Raw genomic sequence first — 26,003 nt, forward strand, 5'->3', positions numbered from 1 at the left:
CAAACAAAAAAGGCAGTGACGACTGTCACTGCCTTTTGGGTCAGACTACTGACGATAGCGAACCGACAGACCGAAGGAGCGACCAATCACGTCGTAATCGCTAACCGTGCCAAACAGGTTGGCGGCAGACTCCGGCTTAGGTGGCTCCTTGTCGAACAGGTTGTCGACGCCGAAGGTCAGTTGCAGTGCGTCTGATACCTGCCAGGACGCGGCCAGGTCAATGTAATTCTGTGCCGAGATGCTGTCGGTGGCATCCAATGCATTCACCACATCACCAATACGGCGCCAGCTTAGCTGCACATTCACATCATCAAGATACAGGTCAACGGCAGCGCGATGGCGATAATCGGCTTGCAGGATACTGGCAAAGTCACCGGTACAAGCGGTGCCAAAGGTGCCTTTACAATCACGGGCGGCCACGGTGGCATTGTCCTGACGTTCCTGTTTGGTCACCACATTGCCCTGATAGCTCAGTTGCAGCGTTTCACCAAAGCCCAATACTGAGTCAAAACGATAACGCATGCCGATATCAACGCCTGACTGCTGCAAGGTCGCCAGGTTCAGATCGTTGACCAGGGTCTGACTGATAAGACCGGTGTTAGGATCGCGCAGCACCGCACCGCAGAGCGGGTTGTCGGCTACCGGGTTATCGATATAACAGTTGGTCAGCGCAGCAATGGGCTGAATTTGACTAACCGCATCATTAATCTCGATATCGTAATAATCCAGGGTCAGATCAAAGCCGTCGATATAGTCCGGGGTATACACCAGGCCCACCGTGTAGGTAATGGCTTCTTCAGGGCGAATATCCGGGTTGCCACCAAAGGTGTAAATGGCTTTGGAAGAATCAAACGCCGTGCCCGGGGCCGGTGCACCAAAGCGGGCGCATTGCTCGGCATTACCGCGGCCATCCAGGCAAGGGTCACCGTCGAAACGTCCACCCAGGCGTGGTACGAACTGTGCACTGTTTTCATCAAACAAGGCCAGTGACAGCGCCGTTTCAGGTCCGGCAAATTCACCCAGGTTTGGAGCACGAATGGCGGTCTGGCGGGTGGCGCGCAAACGCAAATCGTCATTAATCGTCCAGCTTAGTCCCAGCTTATTGGTATTAGCCGAATCGGTATTGGAATAGTCCGATGTGCGATAAGCACCTTCCAGGTTCAGTTCCTGAATAAAGGGCAGATCCACCAGCAAGGGCACCAGTAATTCGGCATAGAATTCTTTGGAGTCAAATTCCGCATCCATATCGAAAATGCCACCCAGGCCATAGGCGGTGCCGCTGCGCAGCGCGCTGCCTGCGGTTTGAATACCATGCTCTTTACGGTATTCATAACCCACCGCGTAGCTTAACGGGCCAGCCGGCATTTCAAACAGGCCAAGGGTATCGCCGGAGAAGGTCAGAGCGACAATACTTTGCTCACGCTGACGGTCGGAATGCAATACCGGATTGCTCAGGCTGCTGAAATCGGCGCCGGGGCCAAAAATATCGACACTGTTGGCCAGCGCAGCGAAACGGCTGTTACCGGCCGCATCCAGACGTACACCGTTGTTGTACACTGTGGCTTTACCGTCGGTACGACCGTACTGGCCATACAAATCCCAGGCAATATTGTCATTAATGTCACCACGCAGACCCAGTTGGAACTGCAAGGTATTGCGGGTGGTTTTGGTATGTTGCAAACCCAGGCCCAGATTACGCTCCACGTTAACCAGTGCTTCGCCATTGGCATCGAAGGTCAGCAGGTTACGGAATTCATCGGTAATAAAGGCATTATCGGCACTGATACGCACCTGTTCATTCACCGCTACCGGCGTCTGGCCAGTGGAGCCTGCACCTGTCACCCGCACCTGAGTAAACATGGCGCGACCATATGCTTCCACACTGTCGGCCAGATCATAGCCAAAGAATACCCCGGCGCTTAAACGCTTCATGGGCTGAATCAGATAGCGTTGTGAGGTCACATCCAGGGTTTGGCGGCTGTTCGCCAGTGAACCGCTTTCGTCAAAGGCAAAGAAATTACCACTGGCCACATCGGTAAAATTACCGCCTGTACCGGCCACCAGGGTTTTAGTATCAGAGGTGAAATCACGTTCACCGGCCAGCAATTCCTGACGCTCGGAATACCCCATATAACCGGTAACATGGCCACGGCCATCGTGAATATCGCCACCGAATATGGCATCCACATTAAATTGCTCAGCGCCGCCCTTAGGCATTTCATAGCTGCTGGACAGTTCCAGGCCTTCATATTGGTCATCAAGAATAAAGTTAACCACACCGGCTACCGCATCGGCACCATAAATTGCCGCAGCACCGCCGGTCAGCACATCAACCCTTTTAATCAAACCGGCCGGAATGCTGTTGAGATCCACCGAATTACGGAAACTGAACGGCGTAGCGCGGGTACCGTTGATCAGCACCAGCGTACGGTTCTGGCCTAATCCGCGCAAATCCAGGGTAGACGAGCCCAAAGAATCACCCACAGTGGCGCCGGTGCTGTTGGCCCCTGCCGCAGCCTGAGGCAGCTTGGCGGTGATGTCTTCCACATTAACGGCGCGATCCAGTTGCAACTGAGTCTTTTCAATGGTGGTGACCGGGCTGGTGGCCGCCAGTTCGCTGCGGGCGATACGCGAACCCGTTATCTGAATAATTTCAGCGGCTTTTTCAGCACTGTCCTGGGCCATTGCACTGCCCACCACACCGAATTGCGCCATCAGGGCCGTTGTCGCACTACAGGCCAACAACCTGGTTATCTTGTTCTTTTTCATCTCACTTCCTCTGCGTTATGCCAATGGTATTAAATTGGTATTAAAAAATTCTGATACATCAGATACCATTAGTCAAACCGAGTGGTCGGAAAAAGCGCCCTTTTTATCTCGGTCAAAAATAACGCCAGGCAGCAACAGCAAGGTTTACAAAGGGTTAACTCTTTGCTTACAAACTGCGTTATGCTGTGCTGGCGGGCAGATAATACCAATTTCCAGCAGGAGAGCGTCAATGCACAGGCATATCGAGAAACTTCACGACATTTCAGCCAAATCTGAGCGACTGATTATCGGCCTGATGAGTGGTACATCCCTGGATGGATTGGATGTTGCCTTGTGCAAAATCAGCGGTGATGGTTTGCAAAGCCAGGTGGAATTGCTGCAATTCTGCACCGTTGAGTATGACGGCATATACCGTAGTCGCATTCGGGATATCTTTTCCCGGCGTGATGTGGACCTGCAGCAGGTCTGCCTGCTCAATCCCTGGATTGGTACCCTGCATGGTGACATGGTGCTGCAGTGCCTGGCCAAGTGGCATATCCGGCCAGAGGACGTTGATTTGGTGGCCAGCCATGGCCAGACCATCTTCCACGCCCCACGTTCACTGCACGGCATCAACGCCATGCCTAACGCCACCCTGCAAATTGGTGACGGCGACCACCTGGCGGTGAAAACCGGCATTATTACCTTAAGCGATTTTCGTCAGAAACATATTGCTGCGGGTGGCGAAGGTGCACCGCTGGCGGTGTACGGTGATTATCTGATCTTTGCCAGCGCCACCCAGAATCGCGTGATGCTGAATATGGGCGGTATCGCCAATTTTACCTTCCTGCCCGCCAGCCTCGACGCCCAGGCCGTATTCAGTACCGATGTAGGCACAGGTAACACCCTAATGGACGCTTATGTGCAAAAACATTTTGCGCCACAAACCTATGACGCCGATGCGGCCATTGCCCGCGCCGGTGTGATTCACCCCACATTGCTCAGCGCCCTGAAAGACCATGCCTTCTTTGCCCAGGGCTTCCCAAAAACCACCGGACCAGAGCTGTTTAACCTGGCCTATCTGGCCCGCGCCCAGCAGCAAAGCAATACCCAAAGCCTCAGCCATGAAGATGTGATGGCCACCCTGAATCGCTTTTCTGCCGATATGATAGTGGATGCGCTGAACCGCTGCGCCGGGCAACTAGGGGAATACCACCTGTACGGCAGTGGTGGTGGCGTACACAACCCGCTGTTAATGGACAATATCCGCAGCCAGTTGCCCCAGGTTCAGGTGCATTCCACTAGTGAGCTGGGCATCAACCCGGACGCCAAAGAAGCGGTGCTGTTTGCCCTGTTAGCCAACGAATGTGTGGCCGGCGGCAAAGCCCAGTTCGGAAATGCCCGTGAAGGCATTCCTACTGTCACCATGGGTAAGGTTAGCTTTGCTGATTGAGTAACTTGCTGAGCACAATAAGGTAAATTGGGGGAACATACTGTTCCCCCTGCCAGACAGAGGGGCATAGCCATACTGCGATTAACACTATGTTAAGCCCCCTATCGGGCGACGCCGAGCCTGCCGATGGCTCATCACATCAGGTTGCAGGCTGGCGACTTCACTACATAGATCGAACGGTAGTCACCGATTTAAGGTGTACATCCTAGATTTGTCTGTAACCCATTCCATCCGCTGCCCATTCCGCTCATAGGCAATCGTTTAGCCAGGGCTTTAGCATGGCTGCCGGAAACAAACAGCGGTGCATGGGCCAGTTGTGGCGTTCCTTCATACTGTGCTGGATTCCCCCCGGAAAACAGTGCCACAAATTGTCCATCAGGATGTGGGTTGTAAACCGGTCTCGCATAATTATATTCACACAATCCGTTCAGATACCCCGGGGCACCGGGTACTGCACTTGATGAAGGTGTTAATGCAACCAAGTTTGTATAGCCTGGACTGCCAGGCACAATCTGAACTGACACCATTTGCCCTCCGGCAAGAATGTTGTTCTTAGTGTCAGGCGTATGCGGATAAATCACGCGGATATCGTTGGAAGACCGAACATAGAAAGAGCCGGATGAATAGTTGTGATCAACAGAGTCTGAAATTCTGGCCATCTGCCATGCAGAGCCATTCCAATATGCCTGGGCCAGATAATGGTCATGATCTTTATGTGGCACATGAGTATCATTGCCAAGGTTTTTCGCCAGCACCCCAACATACAGGATTAATGGCTTACCATTCACCATCGTCACGTCCTTAACATAAACACCTCGTTCAAGCGTCGAAGGGTACTCTTTGACTGCCAGATTACTTAACCAGGGGTTTGACTGCGAAGACGTTGTATAGCTAATCGGTAAACTGGCAGCTACCGGGTTAGTGTTACCCACTTCCCATCTTTTCCACACGCTACCTTCCAACAACAAGGCATAAAGATTCGTTCTGTTGTCAATGCTGCCATCTGGGTGGTAATTGAACGCCACCACAATTTTATTACCAACCTTATTTGCCACAGCATAATGCGCATGGTGAGAAAGCACCCTGATGTTCTTCATCTTGGCCTTAGTTGCTGCACTCGCTCCGTTAACTTGCAATTCGGCTGTATACAGGTTTCTGCGACCACTCTTGCCATAGACGGAATACACCAATCTAAAGTGATCATTCATCCAAAACATTTTTGGATAAGCGATGCCCCTGTATTGTGGAGAAGATCCACTTCCATCGCAGCCGTATGTGGAGGTATTTTGCACACCAGCAGGCAAATTAAGACAGCCGCTGTAATCAACATTGTCGGGAGAAATATCGATAAAGGAGTCTAGCGCATTAGTTGAGCTTGCCAAATTCACACTCTTATATAAAAAAGAGCCTCTTTTAGCCGACCGCCCCGCAATTAATACATATAAATATCCGTTGCCATCAATACCGATAACCGCATTATCATGTGGGTCGTCTGTGTATTTGCTATGTATCAGAACCGGCTTTTCTACCACAATGTTGCCATTTGTCTGATGTTTGGCACGGCTGACAAAAATAGACAGGGCACTGGACTTTTTGGTGCCATCAAGGGTCCATTTAAACCTGTCTGTAGTAGTCACTTCGCCGACATTTCCCGCACCATGCGTAGACGCAACTGTAGTCGGCGCGCTGGATAACGTTGCACTACCGGAATACACAAAATAGGTATAGTCGCCATGTCTAATGGCAACGGGAGCATGCTTAGCGGTATAGGTGGCTAAATTGCCAGAATACTTGGAAACGTTAGGGGAGGTACCATCCAAATCCAAGCCGGTCTGACTGGCTGAATAGGTAGCCGGTAGACCATATGGAAAGCCAGAAAAGCCGTCCCTCGTTTCGTACTGTGTTAGTGAATGGTTTCCACCGCATCCGTTGACATAGGTAACGCAATTCCCACTTTCGTCTTTTAAGTACTTGTAGACGTTGGCAGGGTCATCTTTTGGATTAACACCTATACCTATAGCGTTTCCAGATAACAACAGAAGTGCGGGTAAGATAACTTGTGCTTTCATAGCGCCGAAGTTCTTCATGGCAGGTCCCTACTTTTTTCATCATGAAAATTAAGTTGCAGCAAAGCCGTGGGTGAAGAAACCCGTTGGGGAGACTTAGCCCATTGCTCACTGCAGTCCATATTTGCCCAAAACAACATTTGCAGGCAGATTGATACTACAGCAGGTATATGACATAGAGAATAGCTAGCTAACTTTCTGCACCAACTGAAGCTGACAAGATCCGTCCACAACGTGCCTATTCAGTTTTGCCAGTGATGAGTTAAAGGTGATGACCTTGGCTACCGCTACATTGCCACTTAACCAGAGTCGCCGGATGACCGGGAAGCGGCATTGTTTGCCCTGCTGACCAATGAATGTGTGGCCAGCGTCAACACCCCTGAAGGTATTCCTACTGTAACTATGGGTAAGGTTAGCTTGGCGGATTGATAACACTGCCGGAAAGTAGCAAAGATCGGCTACTTAACCGGCAATGTTACCGCCACCACATTACAGGAGGTATCCAGGGCCACTTTCACGTTAGTACCCGCACTATAAGCAGATAACAGCATCGAAAACTCCCGGTTCACATTGGCTCTGGCCGGGTTTAAGCACAGCATCTGCCAGGATGGATTGCAGGTGCACTTACTGTAATCTATTTGTGTATTCTCGGCGGTTAGTTCGAACAATCGAAATGCAATGGCACTACCATCATAACCGGAGGCCAGATCGCCAACCCTACCTTCATACCAGCCACTATTAGCCACCACCGAAAAGCTAAGAAGAAAACTAAGCATTAGAGAATATTTCAATTTCATCATCACAAAAACTCAACTTCAAAGAGAAATCATAAAACACGGTAAAGTAGTCAGTTCCGAGGATACAAGCAACCGGTAAACAACCGTGACATCCCAGCATTGTACCGATAGAATGCTTCTATAAAGAGTGTCTACATAGATTTCACTACAAGGACGTTGTATGCGTTTGCCTGCCCGCTTAGCTTTGTTTGCTGCACCTTTGCTTATTTTGTGTACAACACTAACGTACGCCAAAAACTATGTACCGATTATGGTCGGCGACATCGTGGTGTTTATTCCACAGGATACTCCGCCGGAAACCAAGCTTGATTCAACCTGGTTTACCACTACGCCAGCAGATTTTGAATTTAGCCACAACGTACTGGCCAATGACTCGGGGATAGAAGGGTTAGCCGAGTTTAAAATAGAAATAGTTCCCGGCCCAACGATTCCTGGGTTAAGAAATGCCTTTTCGTTAACAAATGGCAACGCTATCTATTTCCAGATCCAGGGAGGATACGTTGGTCAATTCAGTGTCTTCTACCGTTTAAAGTATAAGTTTCGTTCAACTGATACCGAGTATCGCTATACTTCGGCAAGCGAAGTCATAGTAGATATTAAGCCGCCCTATATCCCACCTGGCAACCGTGCTCCATTAGCGAATACTGATAGAGCGGTTGTGCCTTTGAATCAGCAAGCCTGCAACCTCCAAGGCTCGCAAAGCCTTAATTGCCAAGTCAGTTTGGATTTACTGGCCAATGACAGAGATGAAGACAACGACATTATTCGCTTTGTAAAACTTAAGCCTCTAACATATTTAAGTGGTCCGGTGGAAATTAACGGCCGACAGTTTGATAACGGCACGTATCGAGGGCTGATAAACCTTCAGCAAAATGGCAGGCTAATCTATACCGCAGCGCCTAACTTCTTCGACCCGAATCACAATTTACATTACGCCGGGGGACCACACTACGATACATTTCAATACAGCATTGTAGATACCTATGGGCAAGAAAGTACCGGGGTCGTTATAATTACTTTGGGTAACACTAATCCCTCACCTGTAGTAAAACAATTTGAATGGGATCCGGCGATTGTATCGGTTGGGCAAGAAACCACCTTCCGCTGGAATATTGAAAATGTGCAGAGTTGCCACGCTTACACCGCGGGAAATGGCAGCCCCACTCAAAGGGCTCCATCCGGCACTTCTGGCCCCTATACCTATTCACGGCCAGAGGTTCATACCACACAATGGGCATGTACAGATTTAAATGGCAACCCCTACCCGGCTGATGGCTCAAGGATTACAACTACACGCACCGTGGTTAATGGCGGTACTACCCTGACAGGGGAGTTAAAATGGGCAACTTCTGAAATCCACGTTGGCCAGCAAGCAAGGTTATTATGGAACTTTACTAATGCCAGCTCTTGTATTGCTTCTGGCCCTGCCATTAATGGCTCAGCGCCCTTAAGCGGCACGCAATTATTCACTCCATACGCCGTCGGCGATATTATCAGCAAATGGCAGTGCAAAAACAGTCAGGGGGCAGCCCTTGCGCCAAGGGAAGTCACGTTAAAAGTTAAACCTTTAACCAAACCAATATTGCGTAAAGAGTAATATTTTCACCCCTAAATAAAGGAATTAGAAAATGAACAAGGCTCTACTATTCTCTGCTGCGTTATTATTATCGACCAGTGCCAATGCTATTTCCGTTTTTGAAGGAAAAATTGAAACCCTATTAGCCGGACCAAACTATGGCGCTATAATGTATATCAAGGTAAATCGTTCGACCGGCACTATCCAAAATGAAGTGCAGAATTGTGACAATCCAAACCATGATTATATTGTTGATACATCAACGGAAAATGGCAAATTCTATGCTGGCCTGATAATGGCGGCGTTTATGGCCGACAGAACCGTTAATATTCAAGGCTATGATGAGTGTTCTGGGGATGTTGAAATATTACGACATATTTGGGTGAAGTAATCACCTAATTTTCGTTGCAAATATATAGCGCGCTCTTTTAACTTATAAATTAGTTTGAGGTAGTCAATGAAGGCATCCTGGCTTGCCATTAGTCTGCTTATCAGCCAACCGGTTTTGGCAGCAGCAACAGTTCAATCACTTGATGTCAGTGAAGATTTGGTGGTTTTTTCACTCAATGAAGCAAAGACCAGCCAGGTGCCAGCATGCGTGGCCGACAATTTAAAAGATAAGTGGGCTATTCGGCTGACCAATGAATCCGACAAAGCCATGTACGCGTTATTAATGACGGCAATGGCCACCAAGTCATCCCTAAGTGTAGTATCGGCCAACCATTGCGCGGTTGAAGGTTACGAGTCTCCTGGCAATATCAAAATATTACCCAGCGCGCCTATCAGCGCGCCGAAAAGGAAAGTCCTGCAAACTGTGGCTTATGGCATCAGGTATTTCGACGACAACCCCAGTTACCCTTATAAGTATATTTCAGGTTGTCAGATTCTGAAAACACTGACTAATCCATCTTTGAACAATCGAAATTACATGTCGGTCCAAAACAGGGACTGCTACTGTGACGCACCAGCCACATTAGTTACCGGCACATCATTCCGAGTCGAAGGACACAGTGTGAATGTTAATATGGCAGATAGAAAAGAAACCGCTCAATGTGTAATAGAAGTGGAAATATAACCATTACCCACTGATTTAATTTCAACCTTGCAAGGACAGTCTCCCGGTGAAATGGATATTGGTTATCGCGTTTTTTGTGTTCAGTCGTGCCTGCCTGGCCGATTATATTGTTGAATTACAAATTCAAGGCAACAGCATATTATTTAAAACACAAGGCAATAAAACCCATGTGCTGCCCAACTGTGTTGAGGATAACAATCGCCAGATATGGTCAGCATCTTTAGATGGCCCCAGCGGCCAAGCCTTATATGTACAATTGACCAGCGCAGCACTTGCCCCCTACCCAGTTGAAGTAGTGTCAGCCAATGATTGCGGCGTATTGCCGGGTTATGAGCGTGTCGCCACTGTACGGATTATGCCATGAGCGTGGCACCGGCTTTCTTTAACCAGATGATTAACCGGCTTAAACAGGGGCTGGTCTATGGCTGTTTACTGGGGCTGCCCTGCCAGGCGGCAGAAAACCTCACCTGGCTACAAAGTGTGAATGGCTTTATCCTGTCAAACTCAGCCGAAAAGCCGCCAACTGCGGTATTAACAGCGCCTCAGATTCAACCTATCCCAACTCATGATGCCGACGGCAGCTTTGAGGTGAGGTGGGCCAATCCATCCCAGCATTTTATTGAAGTCGAAATAACCAAACTAGCGGCCATCGCACAACCAAGCAGCCGCACACTAAGTAGCAGGTTATCATCAAGCACCGCCACGCAATGGCAAACCATTTACACCGGTACGGGCAACAACGCAGCAGTCAGCCAGTTAGCTGATGGTGAATATCAGGTTCGGGCAAAGTATTGCGCGTTACAAGGCTGCGGAGAATTCGGTCTGTCGAATATTGGTAGCGTTCAGCAACGCTTGTTTGCCAACGTCGATAATATTGTTATTGGCCTCAACCAACGCATTACTATTCATCCGTTAATCAATGACTTCGACCCTCAGGGTCTGCCGTTTATGATTGACGGTCTGGAGAAGCAGCCATCTTACGGCAACAGTCGTCTGATGGATAATGGGCTCGCCATAGAATACCAAAGCACAATAGATGCGTGTGAGAACAATAAAGCATTTGTCGATAATCTCGCATACCGGGTAAAAAACAGCGAGGGAGAGGTCTCTCAACCCGCCAGTATTAACATCACCGTACTTTGCCCGAACAAGTTGGCCGCTGAATGGATTGACACCCCCTTCAGCGATAGCCAGAAGGCAAACCAATATCAGCTATACCTGGGCGAAAATACGCTGTTTTTTAAATCCAGAGCCAGCAAGTTTGCCTCCATTGGCAGCCTGATCATCCCAGTTTATCAAATGGGTGACATCATTAAGCTGAGTAAGCAGCCATCCGGCTGGAAAAAGACCTACTTGAATCTTCAGGAGTTTCTCGCTGCCAACTCACAGTTGAAACAGTTAACCGGCGTGAAATACCTGGACAGCAACAACGATGGTACCTTGGAAGTCCTTATCGGTGATCAGGCCAAGCTGGGTAAAGACATGATTGAATGGCAAAGTAAATCAGTGTTAGTGGGTACTCGCCCGGAAATATACTGGCAAATTCCGCAAGGCATTAACTGTACCTCTCCGGAAAAAAACGAAACGCTTGAAAATATCGGCGTCAAAACATTGAACCCCACCTATACAACTGGCAACCAGAGCATCAGCTGGCATTGTCAAAATGCACAAGGTCTGAGTGTATATGAAATACACCACACCTTGTCGATTAATAGCCTGGCGGCGCCGGACAACTTTAAAAACACATACAGCACCAATCATTAAGCGAGAGTATTCTATGAAAGCATTACCGTATTTATCCATTGCCTTTTCTCTACTTTATTCTTCCGTAACTCAAGCAGAGTTTTACCAATGCTATGGCGTTGAAGTAAAACGGGTGGCGGTAGAAAGAAACAGAGATGACAACTTCGGTTTTCAAAACAATATGGTTATTATGCTAAGCGCTAAATGTGGTGGCTACGAGTGGACCCATACTGAAATCAGCCATCCATTAATGAGTCAATTTCTGAATATAGCACTTGCAGCCAAAACAACAGGCATCAAAGTTAATATTGGCGTAAATACCTCTACACAGATAAGTGGCGAAGCGGGTGTCAAAGCCAACCAGCTGGCATATATTGATTTGGCAGGATAGTGCAAAGATAACAATGGCGTGGCACTAACTGATATTTGTTTGCCATTAACTGTGAGAGCCCTTACTGCACCAACCCTGTTACGAGAATAGTAAACTTCAATGTACCATTAATGTAATCAGATAATTAATCCAAGTTTAAATACACTTGTAAAAATGCCAAAATTGTCAGAATTCAACCAAGTGAACTACTGTGCTCGCGCATTCTTAGGAAAAATCACATAAGAAATTGAATTAGCGTTACTACCAGAAAATGGTGGGGCAATCCTAAACTCCAGCTCAATTTGCTGGGCTTGGGCAGACAATAGCAATGAATACAGCGCACGATCAGACTCTTTAAAACTAAGGTAATAGTGGTTTTTGGTAGTTTCAGCCAATGCTGTATCACCTTGCGCTGAAGCCATACAAGTGTCTTTATCCAAAATAACAAAATGCACTTGCTCTGCGCCATAATGAGCCCTTGCAATATAAAACCCATGAATTTTAGAATAGATATTTTTACTTGCCGTGATTTGATCCAAACATCCAGCATCGGCAAAACGAACAAATCCAGCTAAAAATAAGAACACCATTATTGTTTTCATTGAGCTTCCAAACTAATTCTAAAAGCAATTACAACGCCACAATATGCGCCAAATCCTCAACGTTACTATATAGCTGGCAGCTGTCTTTACCCCCTATCCAGACATCTTGCTTGGCGGTATACGCCGCCAGCACCACACTCAGCGTTAGCTTGCCGGTGTCGGTGGCACCGTCGAAGACAAAGTCATAGATGTTACCAGTTTGGCATGCTGGCACAGCACTGGGTTTGGTACTGACGGTAATAAATACCTTAGTGCCATAATCCGGCCCCACCAGCACCTTAGTGATCTTGGTTGGGTTAACACTGCTGGCCATCGCCAGTGGGGCAAGCAACAGCGAAACCAATACAAACTTTTTCACAGTCTATTCCTTCTTTAATCAGATCTATTAATTTCTACGAAGCCCTTGTGGGGATGACAACTTACTCACTTCTAACAGTGGCGTGCTATACACCATACCAGCACAGGAAAAGTTGAACTGATACTGCCCCGGTGTATAAAACACCCGGCTCTCACTGCCTTGATTACTGGTACTGTCGGTAAAATCTGACTGACACTCAGCCGCATCAGGGAAGTGCCATTGCAAGGTTATCGCCTGTCCCACTCTAATTTGAGTCACGTCGTCACCAGCACTCTGCCAATTTAATTGTGTGCTGCCACTGCAATGAATATTGATACTCACTGTGGCTGATGCCGACTCAGCAACCTGATCCGACACCGAGTATTCAAAACTGTCAGCACCGCACACATCCTGATTAGGTGTATACAATAAACGCTGATCAGGCTGTTGCAGTAAGGTACCAAGTTGAGGTTGTGACAATAAGGTTAGCGTCAGCGCATCATTGTCTGCATCGGTATCATTTTGCAAAACCAGCAAGGTAACCGGCAGGTTTTGCCCGGTAGTATAGCTATCGTTCATCGCCACAGGTGCATCATTCACCGGTGCCACACTGATTGTCACGGTGGCAGGGGCAGAAAGCAGCTCGCCGTCACTGACCCGATAGGTAAAGTGGTCCTCTCCAAAGAAATTGGGCTTGGGCTGATAGGTAATCTGTTTATCTGGGCCAATGCTAATCTGGCCATGGGCGGGTGTGGAAACATCAACCAGTGTTAAGGCATCTCCATCCGGGTCGCTGTCATTGGCCAGTACATTAATCACCAGCGGCGAGTCTTCCTGCCCTTCTGCGCGGTCATGTTGAGCAACCGGTGCTTCATTCACCGGCAGTACCAAAACATTGACCTTACCCCAACTGGTCTGGTTAACCGAATCGGCAATCACATAAATAAACACATCGGTATAGGGGTTGGCGGAGCGGTAATCTTTTGCCCCGAGGTACGTTACGCTATTGTCCGGGTTTAGCCTTAGTGCACCTTTGGCTGACTGCCCTTCTTCGACTTTAACACTCAGAATTTTAAGCGGTTGTTCTTCCGGGTCGGTGTCGTTGGCTAACAGATCCAACAGCAAGTCTTGCTTAGCATTCACCTCAACATAGTCGTCATTAGCGGTCGGCTTGGCGTTACCGGCCCCGCAATTCACATAGACCACCACATTGGCTGTTTTTTGCAAGCCCAGGCCGTCGTCGACGGTGTAAGAGAAGGTATCCCGGCCACAAAACGCACTATTCGGTGCGTACCTCAGCAGGCGCGCCTCAGGTAAATAAATCACCAGGCTGGCATTAGCTGAGGGCGTTACCGAACTTATCCGCCAGGAGGCGCCGCTGGGGGAAACATCGTTAGTTAACAGGTCCAGTGCCGAACTGTCGCCACTGGCAACGGTAAATTGATCGTCATTGGCAGATGGCGGCCCTTGCCTGGGAACAACATGAATACGCACGAAGGCCCAGCTGTTTTGCTTTAGGTCATCCTGGACAACGTAAGTAAATTCATCGGTGTAGGCATCTGTGCTGCTATCCGTTTTATCGGCGATATAACTCAGTGAATTATCAGCATTGATATGCAAACTACCTTTTACTGTGCTATTAGACGGTACGTTGATTGCCATTACCCTAAGTGCTGCATTCTCAGGATCCGTGTCATTAGCAAGCACATTGACAGTGGCGTCCTGCCCTTGCAGCAGATAAATTTCGTCATTATTGGCTACTGGGCGTTTGTTACTTCCTGAGCAATCAACATTCACGGTCACCGTAGCGGTTTCAATGGCATTTTCACCATTAGCTAGGGTGTAGGTAAAGTAATCTTGGCCGCAAAAACCGTCAGCGGGTGTGTAACCTATTAAATTTTGGTTTAGATAGGCGTGTACATTGGCATTATCTGATGAATGAACAGAAATAATATGAAAACCGGCGCTGTCAAGGTCATTATCCATTACTGACAACCCCGAGAGTTCTCCTCCAGCAACACTGTAGTTATCATGCATGGCATACTGATTGACTGGCAGTACCGGGGCAATATCGGCATGTTTCACCTCGGAAAACGCCATCGTAAAGTAAGTCACATTCGGCCCGTTCCAGCCGTTAATCTCAGCATTGCTACCCTGCAGGTGGCTGATAACTTGGCCGTTTTCTGTCAGCTCGGTCTGCCATTGCTGCGCTTCTCCGTTATTGTGGGTATTTTGCCAACCAGGGCTATTGGAGCTAAAGCCAATTTCCTTATCTGCCCCCAGGGCAAACAAATTAGCCCCCCAATGCTTCACACCATGTTTGGCTTTACGCACCAGTAAGTCACTGCGCCAGGGCAAATTCGCCAACGTCCCAGACGTTCCTTGCCCCTGATAGTCACCAAAAAACAGCCCGGCAGCAGGATTTTGGGCAAAAGCATAGGCGATATAATTCACCCCTTGCCCATTGTTGTATACAGAGTTACCAACCCAGAAGCGGTTAGTGGCAGGTTTTTTGAAGTTAAAGATATCAACATTGGTTTCCCTGACTTCCATGCCACCAATACCCATCAAGCCAAAGATGGTGCCCGGAATATCCCCTGGTATGCCATAACTGGCCCCCGACATACTGCCCGCACTATGCCAGGTCCAGGCAGAATTGGGATGATTAATGGGCTTTAAGATAAGCATGCCGACCTCGGCATCCAGGCGATGCGAAATCGCTGTAGAATTAATGTTGTTACCTGGGTAGGTGGTGATATCAAAAAAACCGGCTTCTTCCTTAAATACCAGTGCCACATACAACTCACCGGGCTTATTGATGTCAATAGCACTGCCATTGAGTTCAAAGCCACTACTGGTAAAGGCTGAAAAGCTTAGACTTGTGCCTTCGTTTATACCATCACTGGTAAAAAATCGCCCTGGCCCCCTGGCCGTATCAAACCAATACCACTGATCAGACACATTGGGGTTAAGGTGCTTTATCATCACCAAACCACCCTGAGCCAGATTAAGACCTGCATTAATGTTGTTCACCCCGCCGTTACCAATGTAAGGCACAATGGCAAAATTAGAGGGGTTGGCGACCGGCAGTTTGATAAACGCCGTAGCCTTGGCCAGTACATTGCCCTGATTGTCTTCTATGCGGTAGTCAAAAGAATCGGTAGCAATATCCGCTTGCGGTGGAGTGTAGTGAACCTGGTTGTTTTCTATACTCAGCGCAGCGCCAGCGGCTGACAAGGATGGCACCTTAAAATACAGGCCCGATTGTGTGGCTCCGCTATCATTGTGTAGGACATCCAGTAGCGTGGCGGCTTTGTTTGTTAAGGTAAATACATCCGGAGTAATGGCTAATGTGTTGGGGTCCGGCGGCAATGCTTCCGGCATATTTTTGATCGCCACATACAAGTATTGCTTACCACTTTCATTCCAGGTGATATTGTGGCCACTGGCCAGACTGGTCTTAACCAGTTCACCGGCCTCGTTAAGCAACATACTGCTGCCTGCTGAGGTGGGCAACCCGGCCCAGGCGAGGTCCAGCATGCCGTATCGCCGGTCACCAAAACGCGGGCTCCACAACGTCCAATTTGTTGCCAGTTGGGTATTAAGCGGCTTAAGAATAAAAGCATCAGGCTGCCAGGGCAGTTGTGCTAACACACCATCGGTGCTGTTCCCCACATAATGGCCTACCACAATGCCATCATCCGGACTGTCGGCGAACACATAGGCTACATAGCGAGCGCCCGCCGTATTGGTACCAACACTGTTGCCTACATATAGTGCAGACGCACTAGGTTGCTTATTGCCCCACCATGCACCAGCGGCGGCAGGGTTAGTGTCACCAAAACCAAACAGGTTTAACGACTTAAATTCATTGGTGCTGGATAATGAGCGATGCCAAACCGCCCCACCATTATTCATATCCAGCGCTTTAACAATTATCATGCCGACGTCGGCATTCAACTGGTGGGGAATTTCGCGCGACGCTGCACCATCACCGGTATAGGTAATAATATCCAGCACCCCAGGCTTTTTAGCCAAAGCAATATAAGGGTATTCACTGCCCAGGCGATTCCAATGGGCGCTGGTCCCCTGCAGGACGAATCCCCGCTCAGTAAATTCAGCAAAACTACTCTGCACCTGTTCGGCCATGGCAGCGGTGCTATTCAGCGACACCCCGGCCCCACGCTCAGTATCCAGCCAATAGAAGCCCGAATCGTTGACCGGGGACTTCACCATCACCAGCCCGCCGTCGCCGGCCAGATTGATACCGGCATTAACAGGGTTCAATATGTTATTGGCGTCGGTGGCAGCAGCATTGCCCTGATAAGTATCAACAACCAGGGTATTCAGGGTTTGTGCGGCACTCATCGCCGAGCTTAATAGACCTAGTGCATATAACGCGGCAAAGGCAATTTTTCGCGCAATACGTCGTTCCTTAACCTTGTACTTCATTCGTTGTTTCCAATTAGTCAATTAAATACTGCCGACCAAACGAACTTGCTTGTCATGCTACAAATGCAATGCTCAATTTACTCTCTGCTTGCGCAGACTTTGTGGCGCGAGCAGTTTTTCCACGCTCAAGGTTACAGAGAACTCCCCCATATCTTCACCAGCCAGGTTATAGCAACGCCAACCTGTAGTGATATTTGGCGAGGGGCGAAAGAAACGCGCCGACACCTGGCCGTTCGGGGCAATTTTGATGGCATCATTAGGCGTGGTGGGTTCACAGCGGCTAATTTGCTCAGCATTCCAATGCAAATCAACCGTTTCACCAACCACTATGTGCGCAGACGCCCACCGAACCCCCATACTGTCATGCATATCTGCAAAGACAATCGCCTCGGAACCCGGCCCACAATCAGCAAGCGGGTTACGAACCTCCGCCAATCTGTTACAGGCGGCAATCTGATAGCTTAAGCGACCACTACCGACAACCAACTTGTCAAAATGAAACAGATCATCCTGATACTTTTGCTGCAGTTGCGGGGCAGTGGCAACGATAATTGTCTCAGTGCCATTGTCTGCCATCAATTGGTAATAACCATAGGGTTGCGGCGCAACCTGGGTTGAGCCACGCCAGTGCAATACAACTTTGTCACCGAGATTAGCCTGCACCGACTTAGCAGCACCCACGGGTCCATCCCATAAAGAAATACTCAGTGCGCTAACAGCTTGCGCGGGGCGTTGAGTGGGATACCGAATAACATCAAAGGCAAGCGGTGTGAGCACTTTGTTATTTGCCCGAACATACAGTTGATAGTTACCTGGGACTAACCGCTGAAAGCTGTGACTGTATTCTCCACCTACCTGATTGAGATTAACCCAGGTTGTGCCGTCCAGGCTAACCGCCAGACTTTGCACGGCCGCGCCACCGGTATGCTGAACCTGTACGGTAAAATTGTCTGTATCCCATACCTGGCGCGATTGTAAGGTGCCAGTGTGTTGAATATCTAACTCAGGCTCTGCAGACGCCACCTTTACTTTCACCGTGCGGCTTACCGGACCGCACTCTTCCTGAGCGGGTACGCCGTCAATTTCATCAATTCGGTTGCAAGGGCGAATACCGTAGACATAGTCGCCTGGTTCATCCAGAGCTCTGTCAACATGAAACAAATCATCATTAAAACGGCGCTTTAAGTAAGGGACGGTGCCGAACACAAAACCACCAGATCGGCCATTTTTTACAATACGATAAAAGCCTCTGGTAGGTGGCTCAACTTCGTTGGAAGTGGCCCAGTGTAGGTAGAAGGTTTCGCCGGGTTCTACAGTGATCTCATCCAAACTGTCGTCAATGGGCTGCCCGTATTTACTTGCTGCAAACATACTCACAGGCATAGAGGGGGCTACCGGGCTACCAATATCCAGGCCCGAGTATACCCAAACCTGTGCTGCTGGTCCGCAATCCACTTCATCATTAAATTGCTCCCCCATACGATTACAAGCACGCACGCTAAAGGTCATCTTACCGACCTCGTCCAGGCTGTAATCCACATGAAAGGCATTATCCTGATACTTATGTTTCAAATAACCTGCCACACCGAAATGAACGCCACGGGGCTGGCCATTTCTATATACACGGTAATAGCCTATCGGTGCCTCTGCTACCACTGGCGAAGGTTGCCAGTGCAGCACAAACTTGCCGCCCAGCGGGGTACTAACCGCTTGATTAAAAGGCTGAATGGGGTCATCCCAATTGGATACCGACAGCTCATACACTTCCAGGCTGGGCTGCCCCGCTACCACAAACTGTAAAGGGCTGACATCTTGCCCGGCCACTTTTAACTTCAAACTGTAAGCATTAGAGCCAAGGCTCCCCAAGCCGATTTGGTATTGCCCATTTTCTTGTATGGCGGTGTGCCAGCTAATGCCGTCCAGGCTGTACTCCACCAGGCTATCACCTTGAATGTCGGCCAGGTTCAAACCAATTAAGACCTCATCGCCGTCAAACAACAAGGCTTGCCCATTTGCATTAGTGATTTTGGATGTCATCAGGGTAGCGACATTAATCTGGGCCAGCTCAGAAAACGCCCCACAACCATCCTGGCGGCAGGCCCTTACCTTTATCTGTTTTAATCCGGCTTGTGTGTAGTGCAGCACCGCTGCGGCGTTTGAAAATAAGGTTTTGCTACCATTGCTCCAAAGCTCATAAACGCTTGCACCTGGTACAGCGGACCAACGCAAATGGGTGGCAAGTTCAGTGGTAGTTTCCGCAGGCATCGCATCCCAGTTGGGCGCTGCCAGATTAGTCGGCGCAATTACCTGGCCGTTTATATAATGCACCATATTCGGCAACCAGCTGTCTGCCCGAGCAGGCAAGGCGGCAAAGAAAAGCACACCAATTAAAAGAACATACCCAAGTACTTTAAACACAATAAACATCCTTGTAGTCCTAACAGCCAAATGGGGCTTCAGTTGAATTTAGTTGGTTAATACAACAGAGACAGCGGTCTCAATACCTGGCACCGTATGGCATTGGCCATCACCCTCAATTTGCACAGGTTTATTTAAGTTTACTGCGGCTAATAAGGTGGCGTAGGCGCCCTGCCCGGCATCATTGGTTAAATCAACTGCCCACTTTTTACCATTACCATTTGCGACACAAGTTGGCAGAGTTTGTCTGATATGCTGCTGTTCGACAGTCAGGATATTGCCTTGTATTGAGAGGTTGGCCAGGTTGCTTCCGTCTGCCCATGATATTAGTGAAAAGCAGCTTAAGGCTGATATTGCCAACAACTTCAGAAGCTTTGATATTTCATAATCTCTACTGATATATCGCTCGAGTACTGTCGATAGAAACTGCTTAGTCATATTGTTTTATCCTTATACTCAGTCTATTGATCTTCTTTGACTAAGCACGGCGAAGCCCCGCAAACCGGATGTACTCCATCAATGACAGGGTAGTGAGGCAGAGTACTGGAAGTGTTAAAACACCCATTAGGCCTACGTTCTGAACGATTAGCGTCAAAGATGCGATTAGTATCACCCTTTACATATCTACCATTCAGGAATTGAACACCGCTGGACCGCAGCAATATCTCACCAGAACAATTTGCCTCAGAATAATATAAAGTGCTGGGGCCTGACTCTCTGACATAAGATTTAGTATCCATCGCGAGCTGACCATCCACATAATACCATTTGGTCTTTCGTGATGTTTCAACAAAGCCTACGACAGTGCCTATTCGAGTAATGCCATCACTTTTATAGATTCCGACACTATTACCTTTGCTGACAGGCACTTCCGATATTCCCAACTTTACCCCTTCAGATCGCTCAATTCCGTCTTTATCAGCACAGTCTCCGGCGCCGCTAACTTCCAGCGCCAGATTTTTAGACAACGCAGTGACCAACAGAGAATAGATGGCGCGCCCTGATTCAGTTTTAAGTGAGGCTGTCCATTTATCTGCAGCATCATTGGCGACACAAGCCAGGTTGGGCAGCGGCTTGATCTGCGTAGTGGAAAATATCACCACCTCTTTATCGATCTGCAAATCAATTAATTTGCCGCCCGCCAAGGCAACGGGGCTAAATAACAACAAGCCAACTATAAATCCATGCAATCTCATCCTGTTATTCCTTTAAATTGATGAACCAAACACTTCGCTGAATTGACCGGCTATTTTACGCACGCTATCTTCTGAGCGTTCTGGCAAGAGTCGGAGCCAAATCGGCCCAAACTAGTCAATACAGTGCCAGATGATACGCTTGTACCGTCCCCCCACTCAGAGCAGCTAGCGTATCGAGTAAACTCTTTTCTGTTATAAATGCTTCCATGCCCACGATCATTATTAAATTGTGATACCTGACCATTCTTATAGAAAATATTGGAGTGCGCAGAAATCGAACCACTTTGACTACCCTGTGCCATAGCAAAATTAACGTTTTGCACTGCATCAATAAACCAAATGGATTCTGTACTTGGGTACTGTGGCCCTAATGCAACATAGTCGTCCCAAAGCATAACTCTGGCACCTGGGTATTTAGCATGACAGACTTGCGTGGCCGCCAATACCGCACCTTTTATGGGCTGAGTATTAACTCGTCGAGCAAAATTACCCGGAGTAGCGTCCGTATACCCAGCCCACTCAACAGCCGTCTTGCTATTGTCGACAGCTAGAGAGGCAATGCTGACTTCACCAGCCCGTTCCAAACCGTCTTTATCACCACAATCACCCGCACTCACAATGTCCAATGCCAATTCCTTGGACATAGCGGTAACAATCAGTGAGTAAATTGCCCGGCCCGACTCGTTACTTAACGACACCGACCAGTTTTGCGCCATATTGTCAGCTACACAGGCTAAGGAAGGGATTGCGGGCTTGGGCTCGGTTGTAGAAAACTGCACTACTGTGCCATCTACTTTCAGGTAATCCAGGGTACCCGCAGCGTTAGCTACTGGGTAGGTCACAACTCCACACGCAGCCATCATGGCCACCACAAAACGTTGATTCACTATTTGTCCTTAAAAGTATCGAGGAGGGAAACTTCCCATCGAAAAACCCCTCCCTCAGATAAAACAAAGAAGCTGTGGCAATAAATTGGCTGGGATTGAGCCACATTCAACCAATATTAGCTGCCAAATACAGACAATTTTTCAACCACACACAAGGGCCAGTGGTTATTCATTGGTTGTAACGAAAGGGCTTACTTTCCTGCCATGAAAACTTCCTTACCATTTGGAATATATCTTCCTGGTTCAGAAAGTTTCACGTTCCAGAACCTGAATCTGCAGGGCTGCATTGTTGTCATCATAGGTCAGACAATCATAACCATCGGCAAAACTTAATTGCACCGACTCGCCCCTTTGCTTGGCATTCTGCGCAATCATCATTTTGGTTGGCGTTTGTTCATCATTGGCGAAACCCAATAACTGCCATCCCTGCCCCTCAATCTGAATAAAAGCTCTTTCTTCGGTTCGATAAAGCATATTAACTTTGCCAGCCGGGCACAGCACATCGGCCTGCACCTGGCCAACCAAACCCAAGGTGTATATACCTAAGACCAACATAAATTTACTAACGCTCACTGCACCACCTATTCCTGCTGGCTGTTTACCGGCCCATATTTTGCCATGACTTATCAGCAAACCCTATATTAAAAATTAAAATAACGAATATTTGCTCTCTTCCAATCTCCCCAGCCATCGCAACGCTCCGGAACATCGCCACCGTCAAAGTAGATAGTTTTCAGAATAGCCCCAGAAGATTTAGCTGACAGAAAGCTAGCGTACAATAACTTACAAGTTTCCGGCCCTGTTTTATACTCAGTTCCGACCACAGCCCATTCTATTTCTGGACTGCAGAAAAACACCGGCACATTCATGCTATCTAATTTAATCATAAAAGAATTATCTGCATGATAGGCCAACTGCTCCACTTTTCCTGAACATATGACTGTACCTGCATAAAGCGGGGAACTCATCAGCAACATCCAGGTTGTCAGTAATTTAGATAATCTTTTCATTTTAAATACACTTCCAAAATGTCTTCGCCATCGGCCCAACGTGTGCAAGTGTTATTCCCTATTATTCTAACGGTCTTCCCTGCCGCATAAGCTGCCATTAGCATAGAAAACTGCGATTTACCCGCGGTTGAATTTTCGTCCTTTATCACCCAGTAATGAGTATTAACCGCACAGCCCGCTAAACAAGATAAAGATGTCAACAGCAGTAAAATAGAGCCAATAATATTTCTAATCATTAAGTTAATCTCATTCAGTCATTTAATACTGCTTACTTAGTCTTACGTAGGAAATCTCACAAATTGGACTACCTTCAATTATTCGCAACTGAATCTTTTTATCCGACATATAGGCAGCCAAAAGAGATGAGTAAACCTCCCGCGCATTCGGATTTTTCATATTAAGCACAAAGTAAACACCGGAATCAGCTTGGCAATTGGCCTTTGTTTCATCAAATGGAGTGCCGACATAAACATAGCCAGTGGTAGTCGTAAAGAGCTCTTCTATTGTTGACATACAGCCCCAGGTATTACATTCATCTGCATGCAATGTTGCTGAGAAAAACAAGAAAAATAACCATACTTTCTTTAACATCTATATCTCACTAAAAAATTAAATCATGAAAGCAGCATTAACTGACATCTCACTTGAATTTGCCTATCTAAGCCCAGCACCCTGACTAGCTGTTGATGACGCAAAACACATAGCACCATTGTTTGGAAGGTCGACGACCACTCCCCATTCGCGACCAGAAGTCAGAGCAGCTAACCCCATGGCGTAAGCCAATTTAGTTCTTTCCAACCCCATATGCGATACCTTAAAATAGACCACACCATTAGTGCACTTGCTCTTGATGTCTTGATTTTCAAGATGAACCTGAAAACTTCCATCTGGTCCGCTGGTGATAAGAGTTGTAACCTTTCCCCAATACCAAGCATTTTCCGCATATGAACAAAATGCAAACAACATAAAAAATAAAACAGCTACTCTATACATAACTCATTCCAAACCTTGCTTTCGTAGCGACAAGGCAGACATCTAATTAATTAAAATCTTCCTCGGATTCAAATTAGAATCTTCCTCCAATGACAACTTATCTTATCGTACATTTATCATCAGCGAGCCATAGAGACACTCTCTTTCCGCTCATTTTCGCTGCTAAAAGCCCAGAATACATTTTGTCCAACCCTGGTTGTTCAGGAAGAATTGAGGCATACATCTGACCGTATCCACTCTGTGATGTACAGCCTTGCAATTCTGGTTTTACCCTCACGTTAACACCACCAGTCACAACAATTACCAGTCTATGTACTTCAACGTCATCTACCCAACCTCTTGATGGCTCTGAGTATGCTTTAAATGACAAGGATAAAATAAGCAACACAAAAAACATTCCATATTTTAGTTCTCTCATATCCAAACGCCCCTCTAAATCAACAGTTAAAAAAGTTAAATAATAATGAGATTTAATCCCACACAATAAGTGTCCATAGCTTATTTCGACAAATATACATAACGTATTTTTTCATGAGCGCCGTAACACTCGCCGCTCCCGCCAATAGTCACTGACTTGTCTGATAGCATTGCAGATTTAATACAAAAGCTATTGATTCAGCATCACATAATAAGGTTGTGGACTGCGAGTGTAAGAAAGAAGCGTCTCGCAAGTTAACGCACTGTTCTGGTCGTCATACATCAAGGTAACCGTCTTATTATTAGTCATAGCCGTAGTGACAAGCGAAACCCAAAGTGAACAGGTCACTGTATCAATACCTCCCGCACCGTCAGTGCGACAAATACGGGTATATTCATTTCGCCAGCCGCCCCTAATCATGACATTTTTGGTGGAATCTATGTAAATATTGCTTACCGTGCCGGTGCACCATATACTCGAAGCGAAACTACTGGAAGGGAATATAAATATCAAAAGAATCAAGCTGAGCGTTTTCATAATATAAATTCCTTTTAATTTTTTGGACCTAATTTGGAGCCGCCAACCAAATTCTGTCAAACTTAAGATAACCACCTTCAGTGCCTATCATTTGAATATATACAGGTCTGGAAGTCGCCTGTGCAGACAGCGCGGTTGAGTAAAATAGCCGGGCAAATTCCGGATTATTATCTATCTTAAAAGCTGCCGCCTGACCTTTACTGATATTCAATCCTATGCTGGCAGGTACTTCTAAGGGCACTGGAGTATCAAAGTAAATAAGTATCAAGTTACCATCGTTTACATATATTTTCTGGACCAGCCCCTTATACTCACAATATCCACCGTGATCACTGCTACAGGTTGGCTGCTCCGCATTGGTTATTGTTGACGCCAATAACAATGCCAATAAGGTTACAATCCGATTAAGGTGCCCGAAAATAACTGAAAAACCGAAATCCGAATAAACAGCGTACTTATATTTATCCCTGAACATTACTTCCTTCTCCATCTGATACCCTTAGTCTTCTTGGTTCGACAACTCTGACTCCTTGATCGGACCCCTTGCTCGCACCCCCTGCCCTCTTGATCGAACAATACTTTTTATTCAATCAGTTCCAGAAAACGTACTGTACAAAACTCTTTATTTTCACCTCTAGGCACATACCTTACATTTACTCTTTGCGCTGATGTCTTTGCTGTTAGCGCCAGGGAGTAGACCTGTTCAGAGTTGGTCCATAGTTCACAATCTACCGCAGGTTCATCGGGGTTAGGACCAACCCGCCTTCGACCATTAACGCCAAGAAAGACAGAAGTGCTGCCATCAGAAGTTTCATAAGCTCTAACCAAAGTTATCAAACCGTCATTCACTACACCATCCGCAGCTTTTGCGACAGTTGGAAACATCAAAATCAGTGCCGGCATGATAATTGAGCGCCCGACTTTTTGGTTCAGTGACAGCATCATTTTACTTCCCATTCTTCTTCTCTTTACGAACCTGCTTTTTGATGACCGGGCTGGACTCGTCCAGTGACAGGCATTCTTTGTCGAGACCGTTGTTGAAGGTGAGTTCAACTGGCTGGCCTTTGCGCTTGGTGGTCATGGCGATGGCCATTTTTGTAGGCAAATCCTCATCGTCGGAAAACTCCAATACCTGCCAGCCCTGTCCCTCCAACTGGATAAAGGTTTTCACTTCGGTTGGATACAACATCTGGGAATCGACAACTCTGACCCCTTGATCGGACAGGATTGTAGTTCGACAACTCTGACCCCTTGATCGGACAGGATTGTAGTTCGACAACTCTGACCCCTTGATCGACCCCTTGATCCGGTCAGACTCTGACCCC

General features: G+C 47.5%; 26 protein-coding genes. 7 read left to right on the forward strand and 19 right to left on the reverse strand.

The annotated features are described in order from the left end of the window. Window positions 1-45: 45 nt before the first annotated feature. On the reverse strand, window positions 46-2,769 hold the full coding sequence (locus CSR04_RS11240) for a TonB-dependent receptor domain-containing protein (protein ID WP_172449330.1): 2,724 nt from the start codon (window positions 2,767-2,769) through the stop codon (window positions 46-48). Between the two features lie 229 nt (window positions 2,770-2,998). On the opposite strand from CSR04_RS11240, the gene CSR04_RS11245 reads away from it, so the two are divergent. Next, window positions 2,999-4,201, forward strand: coding sequence for an anhydro-N-acetylmuramic acid kinase (locus CSR04_RS11245; RefSeq protein ID WP_102796394.1), 1,203 nt, complete (start codon window positions 2,999-3,001; stop codon window positions 4,199-4,201). Between the two features lie 191 nt (window positions 4,202-4,392). Here CSR04_RS11245 and CSR04_RS11250 read toward each other — a convergent pair whose 3' ends face one another. Continuing rightward, window positions 4,393-6,270, reverse strand: a complete 1,878-nt coding sequence (locus CSR04_RS11250; protein WP_146027156.1) for a hypothetical protein — start codon at window positions 6,268-6,270, stop codon at window positions 4,393-4,395. 455 nt (window positions 6,271-6,725) lie between these two features. Continuing rightward, window positions 6,726-7,043, reverse strand: a complete 318-nt coding sequence (locus CSR04_RS11255) for a hypothetical protein (protein WP_102796396.1) — start codon at window positions 7,041-7,043, stop codon at window positions 6,726-6,728. A 181-nt stretch (window positions 7,044-7,224) separates the two neighbouring features. Here CSR04_RS11255 and CSR04_RS11260 point away from each other — a divergent pair, with 181 nt between their 5' ends. The 6 genes from CSR04_RS11260 (at window position 7,225) to CSR04_RS11285 (ending at window position 11,849) form a co-directional block, all read left to right on the forward strand. Further along, the gene (locus CSR04_RS11260; protein ID WP_102796397.1) at window positions 7,225-8,661 is read left to right on the forward strand and encodes an Ig-like domain-containing protein; all 1,437 of its coding nucleotides are present in this window, start codon (window positions 7,225-7,227) and stop codon (window positions 8,659-8,661) included. 31 nt (window positions 8,662-8,692) lie between these two features. Further along, the gene (locus CSR04_RS11265) at window positions 8,693-9,031 is read left to right on the forward strand and encodes a hypothetical protein (RefSeq protein WP_102796398.1); all 339 of its coding nucleotides are present in this window, start codon (window positions 8,693-8,695) and stop codon (window positions 9,029-9,031) included. A gap of 66 nt (window positions 9,032-9,097) precedes the next feature. Then, window positions 9,098-9,715 carry a hypothetical protein gene (locus CSR04_RS11270; protein ID WP_102796399.1) on the forward strand — a complete coding sequence of 206 codons (618 nt, stop codon included), beginning with the start codon at window positions 9,098-9,100 and terminating at the stop codon, window positions 9,713-9,715. Window positions 9,716-9,761: 46 nt separating this feature from the next. Then, complete coding sequence (locus CSR04_RS11275; protein WP_102796400.1) at window positions 9,762-10,079, forward strand: hypothetical protein; 318 nt, start codon at window positions 9,762-9,764, stop codon at window positions 10,077-10,079. Continuing rightward, window positions 10,076-11,479 (forward strand): hypothetical protein, encoded by a 1,404-nt coding sequence (locus tag CSR04_RS11280; protein WP_102796401.1) that lies wholly within the window; start codon window positions 10,076-10,078, stop codon window positions 11,477-11,479. Before CSR04_RS11275 ends, CSR04_RS11280 begins: the two co-directional genes overlap by 4 nt. Window positions 11,480-11,492: 13 nt before the next feature. Then, complete coding sequence (locus CSR04_RS11285) at window positions 11,493-11,849, forward strand: hypothetical protein (RefSeq protein WP_102796402.1); 357 nt, start codon at window positions 11,493-11,495, stop codon at window positions 11,847-11,849. Between the two features lie 185 nt (window positions 11,850-12,034). Here CSR04_RS11285 and CSR04_RS11290 read toward each other — a convergent pair whose 3' ends face one another. The 16 genes from CSR04_RS11290 to CSR04_RS24740 all read right to left on the reverse strand — a co-directional run bounded on the left by CSR04_RS11290 (window position 12,035) and on the right by CSR04_RS24740 (window position 25,867). After that, entirely contained in the window at window positions 12,035-12,430 is a 396-nt protein-coding gene (locus CSR04_RS11290; protein WP_102796403.1) for a hypothetical protein, read from the reverse strand. 28 nt (window positions 12,431-12,458) lie between these two features. After that, complete coding sequence (locus CSR04_RS11295) at window positions 12,459-12,788, reverse strand: hypothetical protein (protein ID WP_102796404.1); 330 nt, start codon at window positions 12,786-12,788, stop codon at window positions 12,459-12,461. A gap of 27 nt (window positions 12,789-12,815) precedes the next feature. Beyond that, on the reverse strand, window positions 12,816-17,219 hold the full coding sequence (locus CSR04_RS11300; RefSeq protein ID WP_102796405.1) for an Ig-like domain-containing protein: 4,404 nt from the start codon (window positions 17,217-17,219) through the stop codon (window positions 12,816-12,818). 72 nt (window positions 17,220-17,291) lie between these two features. Then, on the reverse strand, window positions 17,292-19,637 hold the full coding sequence (locus tag CSR04_RS11305; RefSeq protein ID WP_146027157.1) for a hypothetical protein: 2,346 nt from the start codon (window positions 19,635-19,637) through the stop codon (window positions 17,292-17,294). Between the two features lie 48 nt (window positions 19,638-19,685). After that, window positions 19,686-20,075, reverse strand: coding sequence for a hypothetical protein (locus tag CSR04_RS11310; protein WP_102796407.1), 390 nt, complete (start codon window positions 20,073-20,075; stop codon window positions 19,686-19,688). 23 nt (window positions 20,076-20,098) lie between these two features. Continuing rightward, complete coding sequence (locus CSR04_RS11315) at window positions 20,099-20,833, reverse strand: hypothetical protein (protein ID WP_102796408.1); 735 nt, start codon at window positions 20,831-20,833, stop codon at window positions 20,099-20,101. Window positions 20,834-20,883: 50 nt separating this feature from the next. Further along, entirely contained in the window at window positions 20,884-21,720 is an 837-nt protein-coding gene (locus CSR04_RS11320; protein ID WP_102796409.1) for a hypothetical protein, read from the reverse strand. Between the two features lie 243 nt (window positions 21,721-21,963). Further along, window positions 21,964-22,293 (reverse strand): hypothetical protein, encoded by a 330-nt coding sequence (locus tag CSR04_RS11325; RefSeq protein ID WP_146027158.1) that lies wholly within the window; start codon window positions 22,291-22,293, stop codon window positions 21,964-21,966. A 68-nt stretch (window positions 22,294-22,361) separates the two neighbouring features. Next, window positions 22,362-22,730 carry a hypothetical protein gene (locus CSR04_RS11330; protein WP_216362552.1) on the reverse strand — a complete coding sequence of 123 codons (369 nt, stop codon included), beginning with the start codon at window positions 22,728-22,730 and terminating at the stop codon, window positions 22,362-22,364. Then, window positions 22,727-22,966: a hypothetical protein gene (locus tag CSR04_RS11335; protein WP_102796411.1), complete on the reverse strand. Its 240-nt coding sequence runs from the start codon at window positions 22,964-22,966 to the stop codon at window positions 22,727-22,729. Before CSR04_RS11335 ends, CSR04_RS11330 begins: the two co-directional genes overlap by 4 nt. Before the next feature lie 22 nt (window positions 22,967-22,988). Then, the gene (locus CSR04_RS11340) at window positions 22,989-23,321 is read right to left on the reverse strand and encodes a hypothetical protein (protein WP_102796412.1); all 333 of its coding nucleotides are present in this window, start codon (window positions 23,319-23,321) and stop codon (window positions 22,989-22,991) included. Between the two features lie 63 nt (window positions 23,322-23,384). Then, complete coding sequence (locus CSR04_RS11345) at window positions 23,385-23,723, reverse strand: hypothetical protein (protein ID WP_102796413.1); 339 nt, start codon at window positions 23,721-23,723, stop codon at window positions 23,385-23,387. Window positions 23,724-23,820: 97 nt separating this feature from the next. Beyond that, window positions 23,821-24,207, reverse strand: coding sequence for a hypothetical protein (locus CSR04_RS24735; RefSeq protein ID WP_146027159.1), 387 nt, complete (start codon window positions 24,205-24,207; stop codon window positions 23,821-23,823). Window positions 24,208-24,706: 499 nt separating this feature from the next. Next, window positions 24,707-25,168 carry a hypothetical protein gene (locus CSR04_RS11355; protein ID WP_245921555.1) on the reverse strand — a complete coding sequence of 154 codons (462 nt, stop codon included), beginning with the start codon at window positions 25,166-25,168 and terminating at the stop codon, window positions 24,707-24,709. Window positions 25,169-25,260: 92 nt separating this feature from the next. Continuing rightward, window positions 25,261-25,635, reverse strand: coding sequence for a hypothetical protein (locus CSR04_RS11360; protein ID WP_146027160.1), 375 nt, complete (start codon window positions 25,633-25,635; stop codon window positions 25,261-25,263). Then, window positions 25,625-25,867 carry a hypothetical protein gene (locus CSR04_RS24740; RefSeq protein ID WP_146027161.1) on the reverse strand — a complete coding sequence of 81 codons (243 nt, stop codon included), beginning with the start codon at window positions 25,865-25,867 and terminating at the stop codon, window positions 25,625-25,627. Before CSR04_RS24740 ends, CSR04_RS11360 begins: the two co-directional genes overlap by 11 nt. Between the last annotated feature and the right edge of the window lie 136 nt (window positions 25,868-26,003).

It is taken from the genome of Bowmanella denitrificans (assembly GCF_002887595.1).
Classification (GTDB): domain Bacteria; phylum Pseudomonadota; class Gammaproteobacteria; order Enterobacterales; family Alteromonadaceae; genus Bowmanella; species Bowmanella denitrificans.